The 14,237-nt window shown below is 69.6% G+C and carries 17 protein-coding genes; 10 read left to right on the top strand and 7 right to left on the bottom strand.

What is annotated here, in order from left to right; all coding sequences use genetic code 11:
• Positions 1-5 precede the first annotated feature (5 nt).
• Positions 6-923 carry a UTP--glucose-1-phosphate uridylyltransferase gene (locus VG899_02630; GenBank protein ID HWA65248.1) on the bottom strand — a complete coding sequence of 306 codons (918 nt, stop codon included), beginning with the start codon at positions 921-923 and terminating at the stop codon, positions 6-8.
• A 33-nt stretch (positions 924-956) separates the two neighbouring features.
• Between VG899_02630 and VG899_02635 the strand changes: the two genes are divergently transcribed.
• Positions 957-1,565, top strand: coding sequence for a 5-formyltetrahydrofolate cyclo-ligase (locus VG899_02635; GenBank protein HWA65249.1), 609 nt, complete (start codon positions 957-959; stop codon positions 1,563-1,565).
• Here VG899_02635 and VG899_02640 read toward each other — a convergent pair.
• Positions 1,517-2,839, bottom strand: a complete 1,323-nt coding sequence (locus VG899_02640) for an Ig-like domain-containing protein (GenBank protein ID HWA65250.1) — start codon at positions 2,837-2,839, stop codon at positions 1,517-1,519. The genes VG899_02635 and VG899_02640 overlap by 49 nt on opposite strands.
• 154 nt (positions 2,840-2,993) lie before the next feature.
• Between VG899_02640 and VG899_02645 the strand changes: the two genes are divergently transcribed.
• From VG899_02645 to VG899_02655, 3 genes are all read left to right on the top strand, one after another.
• The gene (locus tag VG899_02645) at positions 2,994-3,332 is read left to right on the top strand and encodes an FmdB family zinc ribbon protein (protein ID HWA65251.1); all 339 of its coding nucleotides are present in this window, start codon (positions 2,994-2,996) and stop codon (positions 3,330-3,332) included.
• Positions 3,333-3,432: 100 nt separating this feature from the next.
• Positions 3,433-4,089: an RcpC/CpaB family pilus assembly protein gene (locus VG899_02650; protein HWA65252.1), complete on the top strand. Its 657-nt coding sequence runs from the start codon at positions 3,433-3,435 to the stop codon at positions 4,087-4,089.
• Positions 4,090-4,091: 2 nt separating this feature from the next.
• A complete protein-coding gene (locus tag VG899_02655; GenBank protein ID HWA65253.1) occupies positions 4,092-5,687 on the top strand; it encodes an FAD-binding oxidoreductase in 1,596 nt (531 codons plus the stop codon).
• Positions 5,688-5,736: 49 nt separating this feature from the next.
• On the opposite strand, the gene VG899_02660 is transcribed toward VG899_02655, so the two are convergent.
• Genes VG899_02660 through VG899_02670 form a run of 3 tightly spaced genes read right to left on the bottom strand, consistent with a single transcriptional unit; the run spans position 5,737 to position 7,623 of the window.
• Positions 5,737-5,871: a hypothetical protein gene (locus VG899_02660; protein HWA65254.1), complete on the bottom strand. Its 135-nt coding sequence runs from the start codon at positions 5,869-5,871 to the stop codon at positions 5,737-5,739.
• The gene (locus VG899_02665; protein ID HWA65255.1) at positions 5,868-6,551 is read right to left on the bottom strand and encodes a response regulator transcription factor; all 684 of its coding nucleotides are present in this window, start codon (positions 6,549-6,551) and stop codon (positions 5,868-5,870) included. The genes VG899_02660 and VG899_02665 overlap by 4 nt, the downstream gene beginning before the upstream one ends.
• Positions 6,552-6,576: 25 nt before the next feature.
• Entirely contained in the window at positions 6,577-7,623 is a 1,047-nt protein-coding gene (locus VG899_02670; protein HWA65256.1) for an ATP-binding protein, read from the bottom strand.
• Between the two features lie 334 nt (positions 7,624-7,957).
• Between VG899_02670 and phoU the strand changes: the two genes are divergently transcribed.
• The 6 genes from phoU to VG899_02700 all read left to right on the top strand — a co-directional run bounded on the left by phoU (position 7,958) and on the right by VG899_02700 (position 13,026).
• The gene (gene phoU, locus VG899_02675; protein ID HWA65257.1) at positions 7,958-8,617 is read left to right on the top strand and encodes a phosphate signaling complex protein PhoU; all 660 of its coding nucleotides are present in this window, start codon (positions 7,958-7,960) and stop codon (positions 8,615-8,617) included.
• 152 nt (positions 8,618-8,769) lie between these two features.
• Complete coding sequence (gene pstS, locus VG899_02680) at positions 8,770-9,849, top strand: phosphate ABC transporter substrate-binding protein PstS (GenBank protein HWA65258.1); 1,080 nt, start codon at positions 8,770-8,772, stop codon at positions 9,847-9,849.
• An 18-nt stretch (positions 9,850-9,867) separates the two neighbouring features.
• Positions 9,868-10,854: a phosphate ABC transporter permease subunit PstC gene (pstC, locus tag VG899_02685; protein ID HWA65259.1), complete on the top strand. Its 987-nt coding sequence runs from the start codon at positions 9,868-9,870 to the stop codon at positions 10,852-10,854.
• Positions 10,855-10,864: 10 nt separating this feature from the next.
• On the top strand, positions 10,865-11,917 hold the full coding sequence (pstA, locus tag VG899_02690) for a phosphate ABC transporter permease PstA (GenBank protein ID HWA65260.1): 1,053 nt from the start codon (positions 10,865-10,867) through the stop codon (positions 11,915-11,917).
• Between the two features lie 6 nt (positions 11,918-11,923).
• Complete coding sequence (gene pstB / locus VG899_02695) at positions 11,924-12,700, top strand: phosphate ABC transporter ATP-binding protein PstB (protein HWA65261.1); 777 nt, start codon at positions 11,924-11,926, stop codon at positions 12,698-12,700.
• 29 nt (positions 12,701-12,729) lie between these two features.
• The gene (locus VG899_02700; GenBank protein ID HWA65262.1) at positions 12,730-13,026 is read left to right on the top strand and encodes a DUF3099 domain-containing protein; all 297 of its coding nucleotides are present in this window, start codon (positions 12,730-12,732) and stop codon (positions 13,024-13,026) included.
• On the opposite strand, the gene VG899_02705 is transcribed toward VG899_02700, so the two are convergent.
• Positions 13,012-13,143, bottom strand: coding sequence for a hypothetical protein (locus VG899_02705; GenBank protein ID HWA65263.1), 132 nt, complete (start codon positions 13,141-13,143; stop codon positions 13,012-13,014). The two genes, VG899_02700 and VG899_02705, sit on opposite strands and share 15 nt — an antisense overlap.
• Before the next feature lie 92 nt (positions 13,144-13,235).
• Entirely contained in the window at positions 13,236-14,228 is a 993-nt protein-coding gene (locus VG899_02710; protein HWA65264.1) for an inorganic phosphate transporter, read from the bottom strand.
• Positions 14,229-14,237: the final 9 nt, after the last annotated feature.

Consider the following 14,237-nt stretch of genomic DNA (forward strand, 5'->3'; position numbering starts at 1 on the left):
CTGCGTCATGGCTCGATCGGGTGGTCCGGCGCGCCGGAGGCACGCCCGCTCGCGACGAACTCGGTCAGCCAGGCCCGGAACTCTTCGCCGAGGTCGGAGCGGTCGCAGCCGAGCTGGACGACGGCCTTGAGGTAGTCCGCCTTGTCACCGGTGTCGTAACGCCGGCCGCGGAACACGATGCCGTGGACCGGACCGCCCGCGCCCGGTCGGTCGATCATCTCGGCGATCGCGTCGGTCACCTGGATCTCGCCGCCACGGCCGGGCTTCGTCGTACGCAGCACGTCGAAGATCTCGGGACTGAGCACATACCGGCCGATCAGCGCGAGATCACTCGGCGCCTCCTCCGGTGGCGGCTTCTCCACCAGGCCGGTCACCCGGACCACGCCGTCTTCGTCGGTGGGCTCGATCGCCGCGCAGCCGTACATCCCGATCGACTCGTGGGGCACCTCGAGCAGCGCCAGGACGCACCCGCCGCGCTGCGCCTGTACCTCGACCATCCGGCGCAGCAGGTCGTCGCGTTCGTCGATCAGGTCGTCTCCGAGCATGACCGCGAAGGGCTCGTGACCGACGTGCTCGGCCGCGCACAGGACCGCGTGACCAAGGCCGAGCGGCTCGCCCTGACGCACCGAATGGATCGTTGCGATCCCGGTTGTGGCGCGCACCCGCGCGAGCAGGTCAGCCTTGCCCTCCAGCTTGCGCTCGAGGTCGGCGTTGCTGTCGAAGTGGTCCTCGATGGCGGACTTGCCGCGCCCGGAGATGAACAGCACGTCGGCCAGACCGGAGCGGGCGGCCTCTTCGACGATGTACTGGATGGCCGGCTTGTCGACGACCGGCAGCAGCTCCTTCGGGATCGCCTTGGTCGCCGGCAGGAACCGAGTGCCGAGCCCAGCCGCAGGGATGACGGCCTTGCGCACCGACGACATGCCGCCACAGTAGGGCTAGCGCAGACTGAACGCGTGGCGGGCCCGGGCGAAGACGTCGCGGCGGTGAAGCGCGCAATGCGGCGAACCGCGTTGGCCGCCCGGCGGTCGCGCACACCCGAGGACCGCATAGCCGCGGGCGCGGCCGTGGCTCGTCACGGCGTCGCACAGTGGCGCGGCAGTCGCCGTGTCGCGGCGCATCTCGACTTCGGCACCGAGCCGCCGATGCGCCCGCTGCTCGACGCTCTCGCTGCCGGCGACACAGAGATCGTCATACCGGTCATCGACGGGGACGAACTCGACTGGGTCCGGTACCTGCCCGGCGGCGAGGTGCAACGCAACTCGCTCGGGATCGCCGAGCCGACCGGGACCCGGCTCGGTGCCGCTGTCCTGGACTCGGTCGACGTGGTGCTCGTCCCGGCGCTCGCCGTCGATCCGGCCGGTCACCGGCTTGGCCGGGGCCGGGGCTTCTATGACCGCGCGCTGCGCCGCGTGTCCGTGCCGGCAGTCGCGATCGGGTACGACGACGAACTTGTCCCGGCGGTACCCGCAGAGCCACACGACCGCCCGGTGCAGGCGATGCTGCGCCCGGCCGGCTACGTCCCGTTCTTGCTGCCCACCGAGCCGGTGCCCGACCCGGTCTGAGGCGGCGCGACGTCGAAGGCCGGGTCGGACTCGGATGGCAGTCCGGCGCGAAGCGACTTCGCCGCGCGACTCGGGGCCGCGCCACCGGCGACCCACTGCCGCCACGGCATGTTCCAGTCCTCGGTGCCCGGGTCTCCCGGGTCCGGCGGGCGCACGCCGTCGAAGACGTCGATGATGTCGCCGCGGTTCGACCAGTTGAAGAACCACTCGGCGTCCTCGGTGCTGAGGTTCACGCAACCGTGCGAGACGTTGGTGTGGCCCTGGTCGGACACCGACCACGGCGCGGCGTGGACGAACTCGCCGCCGTCGGAGATGCGGACGTCCCAGTACACGGTCTCGTCGTAGTAATCGGGGTTGCCCGGGAAGATGCCGACCGTGGCGGAGTTCATCTGCACCACCGGCGACTTCTCGATGGCGATGTGGACGCCGTCCATCGTCGGGTACTGGTCGCGCCCGGTGCTCACCGGGAAGGTCTTGATGAGAGCGCCGTTGTCGTAGACGTGCATCTCGTGGGTCGCGATGTCGACCTCACTGACGTGCGCGTCACCGATGTGGAACGACGTCTGGTGGATGCCGTCGCCGCCCCACAGCCCGTGGCCGAAGTTCAGGCCCTGGAGGTCCGCGCTGATCGTCACCGACGTACCCGGCTTCCAGTACGTCGGCGGACGCCAGTGCACCTCGCGGTCGTTCATCCAGTGCCAGGCGCCGACCACGCTCGGGCTGGTGCGTACGGCGAGGCGGCCCTCCACCGCCGCCCGCATCCTGGTCGGAACGTCGTAGTTGAACGTCGCGACGACGGGCGACCCGATGCCCACCGTGTCGCCGCCGCCCGGCGACAGCAACGCCAGCATGCGGCGCTTGGAGTCCGTCGAGTGCAACGAGAACGTCTTCGTCGTCACGTGATGGGCCAGGTCGGCGTAGCTGACCGACGCCTTCAGTCGGGTCAGCGGCGCGAAGCTGGAGGTGCTGGTCCAGGCCGAGTGGTCCGCGGTGAAGGTGCCGGGAATCTGCTGGCCGTCGGGCTCGGCCACCGACACCGTCGTCAGCGCACCGTTGCTCACCTTGAAGATCAGTCTGCGGCTCAACGGCAGCGCACTGCCGTGCAGATGAGGGACTCGCAGCGCAGCCGGCGGTGGGGGCTGCGAGGATCCCGCGAGCGAGCCGCCCCCGGATGAGTGACCGGTCTCGACACCGACGGTCACACCGACCGCCGCGAGGACCGCGACAACGGCCACCGCCGCCACAGTGGTGGCGCGTGACTGGGGAAGCCGCATGCTGCTCGATTCTCGACTGGGGTGACCCATTGTGCCTGGTCGCGCCCGGAATGACCCCACTCGAATCGACGTTCTACCGGCCGATCGGGTTTACTTAGCAGTCGACGGCAGAGAGTGCCAGCCGGTACCGGCTGGTGAGAACGAGGAGCAGCAGATGCCCACCTACGAGTACGTCTGCACCAAGTGCGGCGAGGGACTCGAGGCCGTGCAGAGCTTCACCGACCCGCCGTTGACCAAGTGCCCGGCGTGCAAGGGGAAGCTGCGCAAGGTGTTCTCCGCAGCCGGCATCGTGTTCAAGGGTTCGGGCTTCTACAAGACCGACAGCCGCTCCGGCGCGAAGAGCGCCAGCGCGTCCAGCACGAGCAGCTCGGCCGGCGGGGATTCCAAGTCCGCCTCAGAGTCCTCGTCGAGCTCGTCCGGGAGCGGCTCGTCCACCGGATCGACGCCGGACTCGGGCTCGAGCAAGGGATCGGGCGACAGCAAGGTCGCCTGAGCGCGACCCCGAAAGTCCACACCGCGCCTCCGGCTCGCCGCGCCTCCACATCGGCAGCGCGCGCGGGCGAGTGGGCGGCCGCCGCGTGCAGCGTCGCCGGATGACCGGTGATGCCGGCCCGGGCGCACAGCTGCGACTGCTGAGCTCGAAGGCCTCCGATGTCCTGCAGCGCCACCGCCGGACGGTAGGCGCGGCACTCGCCGCCGCCGCTGTCGTCGTCGGCGCCAACGCCGCCCGTCCTCACCCTGCCGCCACCACGCGGGTCTGGGTCGCCGCCCGCGACTTGAGCGGCGGTGCGCCACTGTCCGCCTCCGACGTCCGCGCCGAACAGCTGCCCGAGGCCGACGTCCCGGACGATGCGCTGCCCGCCGACCACTCACCGGTCGGGCTCGTCCTCGGCGCGCCGGTACGCCGCGGCGAGCCACTGACCGATCTGCGCATCCTCACGATCAACTTGGTCGCCGCCAGCGGCGCGGCGGACGACCTCGCGGTCTCGGTGCGCGTCAGCGACGGACCGGCCGCGATGGCGCTGGTCAAGCCCGGTGAACGAATCGCGGTGATCGCGGCGCCCGACTCCGGCCTTGCCACTACGGGCACGGCCCGCACCGTGGTGCAGGATGTGCGCGTGCTCGCCGTACCCACTCACCTCACCGACGAGGACAGCGGGCTGGTCATCGTGGCCGCCACACCGGCCGAAGCGCGAGCGCTCGCGGGAATCAGCTCCAGTGACCGGGTGTCGGTCGCCGTGCGCCACTAGCGATGGAATCGACGTACGGCGTCTGGGGTTGGGGCGCCACCGCGGCCGACCAGCCGGCCGAGGCCGAGCTCGCAGCGCTCGCTCCGCTGGCGAGCGGGCTGCTGGGCGTGCCCGTCAGTGCGCCGGTGGTTCCGGCGCCGCTGCGTCCGCTTCCGCCGGACCGGGTGAGCAAGCGGTTGCCGCCGGCCATCGCCTGCCTGGCATCCGCCGCTGACGCCGACCGCGCCCGGCACGGGGTCGGCCGCTCCTACCGAGATGTGGTCCGGGCGACAGCAGGCCTCGTCGAGCACGCCCCCGACGTCGTCGTGCGGCCGGCCGAGGAGGCGCAGATCGTCGCGGTGCTCGACTGGTGCGCCGCGAACGACGTGGCGGTCGTGCCGTTCGGCGGCGGCACGAGCGTGGTCGGCGGCGTCGAGCCCGACGTCGGCGAGCAGTGGTCCGGCGTGGTCAGTCTCGACCTCGAGCGTCTGGCGGGCGTCATCGAGGTCGATCCGATCGCGCGAGCGGCCCGCGTCCGGGCGGGGACCGCCGGCCCGGCACTGGAAGCCGGGCTGCGGCCGCATTCGCTCACCGCGCGGTTCTACCCGCAGTCCTTCGAGCGCTCGACCGTCGGAGGGTGGGTGGCGACCCGCGCGGCCGGCCACTTCTCCGCCGGGCCGACCCACATCGACGACCTCGTCGAGAGCGTGCGAGCGATCACGCCCGCAGGCCCATGGGAGTCCCGCCGGCTGCCGGGGTCCGGCGCCGGCCCGAGCCCCGACCGGATGCTGCTGGGCAGCGAGGGCGCCCTTGGCGTGGTCACCGAAACGTGGATCCGGGTCCAGCCTCGGCCGAGCAAGCGCTGGACGGCGACGTACGCCGCGGCGGACTTCGACACGGGCCTGGAAGCGGTCCGCGCCATCATCCAGAGCGGGCTACGGCCGGCCACCTGCCGGCTGATCGACGCCGGCGAGGCCGCCGTGACCGGGACGCTGACAACCGGCGAAGCGCCGCTCGTCCTCGGCCTCGAGTCCTGGCACTCGCCGCTCGACACTGACGCCGCAGCGGTATCCGCGATCTGCGGCGACCACGGGCTGCGGCTCGTCGCCGCGGGCGACATGAGGGATGGTGGCGGCGGGCGTGACGCGGCCGGTGAGTCCTGGCGCTCGTCGTTCCTGCGCGCGCCGTACCTTCGCGAGCAGCTGGTCCTGCTCGGGCTGATCGTCGAGACGTTCGAGACCGCGACGACGTGGGACCAAATCGGTGCCCTCGTTCGAGCCGTCGAGTCGCGGACCAGTGCTGCCCTCCAGGCGATCTGCGGCGGCGGGTCCGTCACGTGCCGGCTCACCCACGTCTATCCCGACGGCGCGGCGCCGTACTTCACCGTCGTCGCCCCGGGCCGTCCCGGCAGCGAGCTCGCGCAGTGGGACGAGGTCAAGGCGGCGGCGGGCGAGGCGATCCTCGCGGCCGGCGGCACGATCACGCACCATCACGCGGTGGGCCGCGACCATCGGCCGTGGTACGACCGGCAACGTCCCGACCCGTTCGCGCACGCGCTGCGAGCCGTTAAGGACGCACTCGACCCGCACGGCATCCTCAATCCCGGCGTGCTGGTCTGATCCGGCGCACTGCCGCCGACCGGTCGGTCATCCGCGGCGTCGGCGGTTGTCAGTCTCGATCGTCGTAGTGCGGCGGGCGGTCGGCCGCGAGCTCGTCGTCACGGTCGTCGTCGGCGAGGTCGTCCCCCCACCCGATCTCGAGCTCGTCCGAGGTCACTCCCGGCTCGATCGGCTCCGTGCTCACGGTTCGAACTTGTAGCCGAGTCCCCGGACCGTCAGCAAGTGCTGCGGGTCCGAGGGCGCCGGCTCGATCTTGGCGCGCAGCCGCTTGACGTGGACGTCGAGGGTCTTGGTATCACCGACGTAGTCGCTGCCCCAGATGCGGTCGATCAGCTGACCGCGGGTCAGCACGCGCCCGGCGTTGCGCAGCAGGAACTCGAGGAGCTCGAACTCCTTGAGCGGCATCGGGACGCTGGCGCCGTTGACGCTGACCACGTGCCGGTCGACGTCCATGCGGACCGGACCGGACTCGAGGATCGACGAGGCGAGGTCCTCCGGCTCGGCGCCGCGTCGCCGCAGGACCGCCCGGATCCGAGCGACCAGCTCGCGTGCCGAGAACGGCTTGGTCACGTAGTCGTCGGCGCCGATCTCGAGGCCGACGACCTTGTCGACCTCGGAGTCCTTCGCGGTCAGCATGATCACCGGCACCTCGGACTTGGAGCGCAAGGTGCGGCAGACCTCGAGTCCTGACAGACCCGGCAGCATCAGGTCGAGCAGGACCAGGTCGGCGCCGGCGCGGTCGAACTCCTCGAGACCGTCCGGGCCGGTCCCTGCCATGGCGACCTCGAAGCCTTCACGGCGCAGCATGTAGCCGAGCGCATCGGAGAACGACTCTTCGTCCTCGACCACGAGAATGCGGGTCACTTCGCTCCAAACGCTCGGTGGGGAATCAAGAGGCTCCTGCCTCCTGAAGGGATGCGGCGACGTCAGCCGACGGGTCTCGGCGAGGACGCGCCGCGGGCAGCCGGATGGTGAAAGTGGTCCCGGCTCCGGGCCGGCTCCAGACGGCAACCTCGCCGCCGTGGTTGCCGATGGTGTGCTTGACGATCGCCAACCCGAGCCCGGTCCCGCCGGTCTCGCGGGAGCGCGCCGGGTCGACCCGGTAGAAGCGCTCGAAGATGCGCTCCTGCTCCTCTTCGGCGATCCCGATGCCCTGGTCGGTCACCGCGATCTCGATCACGTCGGCCCGGCCGTGCACGCCGACCGCGACCCGGGTGCCTTCCCCGCTGTAGGCGACGGCGTTGTCGAGCAGGTTGCCGACCGCGGTCGCGAGCTGCGTCTCGTCGCCGTAGACGACAAGGTTCGGGTCGCCACCTCGCGCGATCGTGATGCCCTTGACCTCGGCAGCCAGCCGGGCACGGTCGATCGCCTCGTCGACCACCGCGTCGACGAGCACCTCGTTTGCCGCCGGAAGCGGCTCGCCGCCCTGTAGCCGCGACAGGTCGAGCAGCTCCTGCACCAGGCGGGACAGCCGCTGCGCCTCGCGCTGCATCCGGCCGACGAAGCGGTGGACGGCTTCGGGGTCGTCGCTGGCGTCGAGCGCCGCCTCCGCAAGGAGCTGGAGCGCACCGACCGGCGTCTTGATCTCGTGGCCGACGTTCGCGACGAAGTCGCGGCGCACCGACTCGACCCGCTTGGCCTCGGTCAGGTCGTCGACGACGAGCGCGACCTCACCGTCGGGCAGCGGCTGCGCCCGTGCGCCGACCGTCACCATCCGACGCGGGAACTCGTTGGCGCCGAGCACGATCTCCTCGGTCTGTGGTGTCCCGGTACGCCGCGCTGCGCGCACCAGGGTCACCAGCGCGGACACGTCGAGTACACCCTCGCGGATGACACCGAGCTGCAACGCCGCGCTGTTGGCGAGCCGGACGCTGTCGTCGGAGTCGAGCAGCACCGCCGCAGTGGGCAGCAGCTGCAACATGGTCTCTGCGGGCATCGCGTCACGCTTCCTCGGGGAAGGTCGCGACAGTGCCGGCTCATCGGTCGGCGGCTGCTGCGAACGGGAGCGAATCAGCAACGTGCTCACGATCCCGACGAGCAGTCCTGCAAGCGCAGCAACAGCCACCGCCACGAATCGATCATAGGGACGGGATACCGCCCGACAGCGCCCTTCGCACCGTCCACGAGGGCAACGTTCTGGCTTTTCGACACGCCGACCACCGTCGTTCATCTCGTCGTTGCTTGTCGTTCACCGATCGCGAGAGAACGTGGTTGTGGTGGGTCGCGGCGCTACTAGGCTCCGCGAGGAGAGCACGTCATGGAGGCGCACCGTGCGAGACCAGTACCACGAGGATCTGGACAGCATCACCGCGTCCCTCGTCGACATCACGCGCATGGCCGGCAGCGCCATCAACCGCGCCACGCTCGCCCTTCTCGACGCTGACCTGCAAGCCGCCGAGTCGGTGATCTCGGGCGACGCGATGATCGACCAGCTCTACGAGCACATCGAGACCGCAGCCTTCGATTTGCTCGCCCGGCAGCAGCCAGTGGCGAGCGATCTGCGGGTGATCATCACGAGCCTGCGGATGGTGGCCGACATCGAGCGGATGGGCGACCTCGCACTGCACATCGCCAAGGTCGCGAGGCGCCGCTACCCGGCGAGCGCCATCCCCGCGGAGCTTCAGGCGACGGTGCTCGAGATGGGCCAGGTCGCGCAACGGATCTGCGCGAAGTGCTCCAGCGTGATCGCCGGCCGGGACCTCGCAATGGCGGCCGAGCTCGAACGCGACGACGACGTCATGGACGACCTGCACCGCCGGCTGTTCTCGGTGCTGCTCGACGAGTCCTGGCACGGCGGGATCGAGTCGGCCATCGACGTCACGCTGTGCGGCCGCTACTACGAACGCTTCTGCGATCACGCGGTGTCGGTGGCGCGCCGGGTCATCTTCCTGGTGACCGGCGAGAAGGCACCCGTCGACACCGTCGCGTAGCCCCGCCGAGTCGCTGGGCCGGTTCACCGACTGGCCTGCGGGCGTTCACTTCTCGTTCATCTCGAAGGGGCTCCGGGGTCGATTCCCGCCCCTAGCGTCTGCCTCGCCGGCCCGGACAACCCGGGCCAGACACATTCGGAGGTTCTGACGCCGTGAAGGTTTCGGTCGTAACGCGCACCGCCGGCATCGCCGTTGTCGCCGCGCTCGGTCTGGCCGCCTGCGGGAGCAGCAGCAGCGGTTCGGGGGGTAGCTCGGGTGGCAGCTCCACCAGCCTCAACCCGCAGGGCTCGACCTTCCAGGCCACGCTCGAGGCGCAGTGGGCCACCAAGTTCCACGCCCAGAACCCGAGCGACCAGATCACCTACAACCCGACCGGCTCGACCGCGGGCATCACCGCCTTCACCCAGGGCACCGCGCCGTTCGCCGGCTCCGACGTGACCATGACGTCGGACGAGCAGACTCAGGCCAACAGCGCCTGCGGCAGCACGGCGCTGACGATCCCGATCACCTCGGGCGGCGTCGCCGTCATGTACAACCTGCCGGGCCTCAGCAAGCCGCTGAACCTCTCCGCCGACACGGTCGCCGGCATCTTCATGGGTCAGATCAAGACGTGGAACGACCCGAAGATCGCCGCCGACAACCCCGGCGTCACGCTGCCGTCGACCCCGATCACCGTGTACTACCGCGCCGACGGCTCGGGCACGACCGACGTGCTCTCCGGCTTCCTCGACGCGGCGGCCAAGTCGATCTGGACCCTCGGCGTGGACAAGCAGTTCACGAACTGGCCCACCGGAACCGGCGCGACCGGCTCGAGCGGCGTCGCAGCCGGCGTGAAGAGCACGCAGGGCGGCATCACGTACGCCGAGATCACCTACGCGCAGCAGGACAACCTGCAGACCGCGGCGATCAAGGGCTTCGGGAGCAGCTACGTGCCGCTGACCGCCGCGAACGTCGCGAAGTCGATCCAGAGCGGCTTCGCCACGACGGCGACCGCGCCGGATCTGGCCGGCACGTTGTCCTTCGACAAGATGACGGGCTACCCGATCTCGACCGTCTCCTACGTCCTGGTCTGCTCGAAGTACAACAACGCCGGCACCGGCGCCCTGGTCAAGAACTTCCTGACCTACGCCGCCGGGGCATCGGGCCAGGCGGAGGGACCGGCGCTCGGCTTCGCGCCACTGCCCAAGAGCCTGGACCAGCAGGTCCTGTCCTCGATTGCCACTATCAGCTAGCACCTTCCAACTGATTCGATGGCAACCATCGCCTCGATCCCGGACAGCGCGTCGCTGCGGACCACCCGCTCGGGTGGCCGCGGCGACGCGGTGTTCCGCGGGATCGCCATCACGGCGAGCGTCGTCGTGTTCGTCCTGCTCGGGGCGATCGCGATCTTCCTCGTGGTCAAGGCGATCCCCTCGCTCAACGCGGACAAGACCAGCTTCTGGTCGACGAAGATCTGGTCCCCGACCCAGGGCAACGCGACCTTCGGCATCGCGGCCCTGCTCTTCGGGACCGTCCTCACCAGCGCGCTGGCGCTCGCGATGGCGATCCCGGTCGGGATCGGCGTCGCGATCTATATCACGCAGTACGCCCCGCGGCGGATCGCGACACTGCTCGGCTACGTCACCGATCTGCTCGCCGCCGTACCCAGCGTCGTCTACGGCCTGTGGGGGCTGTACTTCCTGTTGCCGCATCTGATCGGCATCCAGCTGTTCCTGGCCAAGTACTTCGGCTGGATCCCGCTGTTCGCCAACCCGAACAACCAGGCGAGCATCTTCAGCAAGTCGGTCTTCGGCGCTTCACTGGTGCTCGCGATCATGGTCTTGCCGATCGTCGCCGCCATCAGCCGCGAGGTGCTGCGGCAGGTCGACCCGGCCAACAAGGAAGCGGCGCTCGCACTCGGCGCGACCCGCTGGGAGATGATCCGCACGGCGGTGCTGCCGCCGAGCCGGCCAGGCATCATCAGCGCCGCGATGCTCGGCCTGGGCCGCGCGCTCGGCGAGACGATCGCGGTGGCGCTGGTGATCGGCGTCAGCTTCAAGATCAGCCCGCACATCCTGGTGCCGGGCGGCAACACGATCGCCGCCAACATCGCGAACTCCTTCGGCGACGCCGACACCATCGGACGCTCCGCGCTGATCGCGAGCGGTCTGGTGCTCTTCGTGGTCACGCTTGCGGTCAACCTGATCGCCCGCTACGTGATCCTGCGCTCGGGCACCGAGGAGCGGACCGCGGTATGAGAACCGACGCATGAGCATCGTCGCGAGCGAGCTACGCAGCCAGGGCATCCGGCAGGCCTCACTGCCGAAGTGGGCGCCTGCGGCGGCCACTGTCGGCGCGGTGCTGGTCACGCTGCTGCTGTTCGCCACGACCGGTTTCCAGGGCGACGCCGACTTCCTCGTGGTCGCCGTGGTCCTCAGCGTTGTCGCGGTCGCGGGGCTGAGCTGGCGAGTGGAGGGCCGGCGCCGGGCGGTCGACCGCATCGCCACCAACGTCGCACTGGTCGCGCTCTTGCTGACGATCCTCCCGCTCGGCTTCGTGATCGGCTACGTCGTCAAGCGCGGCCACACCGCCTTCGGTTGGAGCTTCCTGACCCACGACCTGAGCACCACTGGTCCGCTGCAAGCCGGTGGCGGCGTCGGTCACGCGATCGTCGGGACGGTCGAGCAGGTGCTGCTCGCCAGCGTCATCTCGGTGCCGCTCGGGATCATGGTCGCGATCTTCATCACCGAGTACGGCGGACGCCGACTCGGCACCGCCGTCCGGTTCCTGATCGACGTCATGACGGGCATCCCGTCGATCGTGGCGGGGCTGTTCGTCCTGTCGTTCTGGATCTTCGTGCTGCACCAGGGCTTCTCGGGCATTGCCGGGGCGATCGCGCTCGCGATCATCGAGCTGCCGATCATCGTGCGAACGTCGGAGGAGATGATCAAGCTCGTCCCGGGCGCGCTGCGAGAGGCGTCGTACGCGCTGGGTATCCCGAAATGGCGCACCATCCTGCGGGTCGTGCTGCCGACCGCGTCGACCGGGATCACCACCGGCGTGATGCTCGCGATCGCCCGCGTGATCGGAGAGACCGCGCCGGTGCTGCTGGTCGTCGGCAGCAGCAACTACTTCCACAACGACCCGTTCACGGGCTCTCAGGGATCGATCGGCGTCTACATCTTCCAGAACGCGACCTCGCCGTCGGACTTCAGCATCCAGCGGGCCTGGGCGGCGGCGATGACCCTGATACTGATCGTGCTGGTGCTCTACGTCGCGGCACGGCTCCTCACCCGACGCAACCGGCTAGCCGGAAGGTAGGCAGTGGTGGCAAAGCGGATCGAGACCGTCAACCTGTCGTGCTTCTACGGCTCGACCAAGGCCGTCGACAACGTGAACCTGACGGTGGAGCCGAAAAGCGTCACGGCGTTCATCGGACCCAGTGGGTGCGGCAAGTCGACGTTCCTGCGCTCACTCAACCGGATGCACGAAGTGACCCCGGGCGGTCGCATCGACGGCAAGGTTTTGCTCGACGACGAGGACATCTACGCCTCCGACATCGACGCGGCCGCGGTACGCCGTACGGTCGGCATGGTCTTCCAGAAGCCGAATCCGTTCCCGACGATGTCGATCTTCGACAACGTCGCCGCGGGCCTCAAGCTCAACGGGGTCCGGAAGAAGTCGGAGCTCGAAGACGCGGTCGAGCGCTCGCTGCGCGGCGCGAACCTCTGGGAAGAGGTCAAGGACCGGCTCGGGAAGTCGGGATCGGGCCTGTCCGGCGGCCAGCAGCAGCGGCTGTGCATCGCGCGCGCGATCGCCGTCGAGCCGCAGGTGCTGCTGATGGACGAGCCGTGCAGTGCGCTCGACCCGATCTCGACGTTGGCGATCGAGGACCTGATCGGTCAGCTCAAGGACCGGTTCACGATCGTGATCGTGACGCACAACATGCAGCAGGCCGCCCGGGTGTCCGACACGACCGCCTTCTTCACGTTGCGCGGACCCGGTCAGCCCGGCTATCTGGTCGAGGTCGACGCCACCCAGAAGATCTTCACCAACCCCTCCGTGAAGAGCACCGAGGACTACATCACCGGCCGCTTCGGATAGCCGACCGACCGGGGGCGCAGACTGGACGTATGCGGCGGACGGAAGTGGACCCGATCCTCGTCACGACCGCGACCCAGAGCCCGGCCGAGGAACGCCAGTCCCGGGAGCGCCGTTACCTGTTCACGATGGGGCTGCGGGTGGTGTGCATCATCGCCGCGATCGCCTTTGCGCGGGTGTCGTGGGTGATCGCCGGCATCGCGATCGCCGGATCCGTCGTGCTGCCCTGGGTCGCGGTCATCGCCGCGAATGCGCCGAAGCCAGGGGCGCGCGGGCTGTCGCCGACGTTGTACGAGGGTGAGCGACCTCGGGAGCTAGGAGAGCGCTAGCGCGAGGCCGGCGACCACGAGCACGAACAGCACGCCCACGATGATCTGCAGCCACAGCGTGAGGTCGACGGCGGGCAGCAGCCGGGTGCCGAGGTCGACGTCGTCGAAGTGGTTCATGTCCCCATGGTGCACGAGGACTTTTCCCTTTGCTAGCAACGAGAAAGTGACGTTCGTCGCCGTCACGTGACCTGTGTCACAGCAGGCGGGGGCTACCCGACGAAGAGGTGGACGATCTTGAAGACGACCGCGGCCGTCAGGCCTGCTGCCGGCAGCGTGAGAACCCACGCCACGAGGATGTTGCCGGCGACCCCCCACCGCACCGCCGAGAACTTCCGCGTCGCCCCGACCCCCATGACCGCAGACGTCGTGACGTGCGTGGTGGAGACGGGCGCGGCGTAGGCGTACGCCGTGGTCATGAGCACGGCTGAGGCAACCGTCTGTGCCGCGAAGCCGGCCGTGTTGTCGAGCTTGAAGACGCGGCGTCCCAGCGTGCGCATGATGCGCCAGCCGCCGGACGCCGTCCCCGCGCTGATCGCGAGGGCGCAGGCGATCTTCACCCAGACCGGGACGGCGAAGACCGACACGTGATGCGTGACGAGGAGCGCGAGCGTGATCACACCCATCGTCTTCTGCGCATCCTGCAGGCCGTGACCGAACGACATCGCGGCCGCGCCGAGCCACTGGCCCATCCGGAAGCCCACGTTCGCGTCGTGCGGGTTCGCCCGGCGGAACACCCACAGCAGCAGGAGCATGAACAGGAAGCCCCCACCGAAGCCGACCAGCGGTGAGGCGATCATCGGGATGACGACCTTCTCGACCACGGCGTGCCAGTTGACGTGGCCGCTCGACGCGAGCGCGGCGCCGCACAGCCCGCCAATCAGGGCGTGAGAGGACGACGACGGCAGGCCGAGCCACCAGGTCACCAGGTTCCAGGCGATGGCCCCGACGACGGCGGCGAAGACCACGACCAGCCCTTCGGTGGTCTGCGGCGCAGTGATGATGCCGCCGACGGTGTCCGCGACCTTCGTGGAGACCAGCGACCCGATCAGGTTGAACACCGCGGCCAGCAGCAGAGCGGTCCGGGCGCTCAGCGCACGGGTCGAGACCGATGCCGCGATCGCGTTCGCCGCGTCGTGGAAGCCGTTGGTGTAGTCGAAGCCGAGGGCGACCAGGATCAGGACGACAAGCCCCAGAGTCTCCACGAGTGCGGC

It is taken from the genome of Mycobacteriales bacterium (genome assembly GCA_035550055.1).
Classification (GTDB): Bacteria; Actinomycetota; Actinomycetes; order JAFAQI01; family JAFAQI01; genus DASZTV01.

Coding starts and splice junctions, on each gene's coding strand:
- VG899_02650 (HWA65252.1), top strand. CDS start 3,433: ATGACCGGTGATGCCGGCCCGGGCGCACAGCTGCGACTGCTGAGCTCG.
- VG899_02655 (HWA65253.1), top strand. CDS start 4,092: ATGGAATCGACGTACGGCGTCTGGGGTTGGGGCGCCACCGCGGCCGAC.
- VG899_02705 (HWA65263.1), bottom strand. CDS start 13,143: ATGAACCACTTCGACGACGTCGACCTCGGCACCCGGCTGCTGCCCGCC.
- VG899_02700 (HWA65262.1), top strand. CDS start 12,730: ATGCGGCGGACGGAAGTGGACCCGATCCTCGTCACGACCGCGACCCAG.
- VG899_02645 (HWA65251.1), top strand. CDS start 2,994: ATGCCCACCTACGAGTACGTCTGCACCAAGTGCGGCGAGGGACTCGAG.
- VG899_02640 (HWA65250.1), bottom strand. CDS start 2,839: ATGCGGCTTCCCCAGTCACGCGCCACCACTGTGGCGGCGGTGGCCGTT.
- VG899_02670 (HWA65256.1), bottom strand. CDS start 7,623: ATGCCCGCAGAGACCATGTTGCAGCTGCTGCCCACTGCGGCGGTGCTG.
- pstC (HWA65259.1), top strand. CDS start 9,868: ATGGCAACCATCGCCTCGATCCCGGACAGCGCGTCGCTGCGGACCACC.
- pstA (HWA65260.1), top strand. CDS start 10,865: ATGAGCATCGTCGCGAGCGAGCTACGCAGCCAGGGCATCCGGCAGGCC.
- VG899_02630 (HWA65248.1), bottom strand. CDS start 923: ATGTCGTCGGTGCGCAAGGCCGTCATCCCTGCGGCTGGGCTCGGCACT.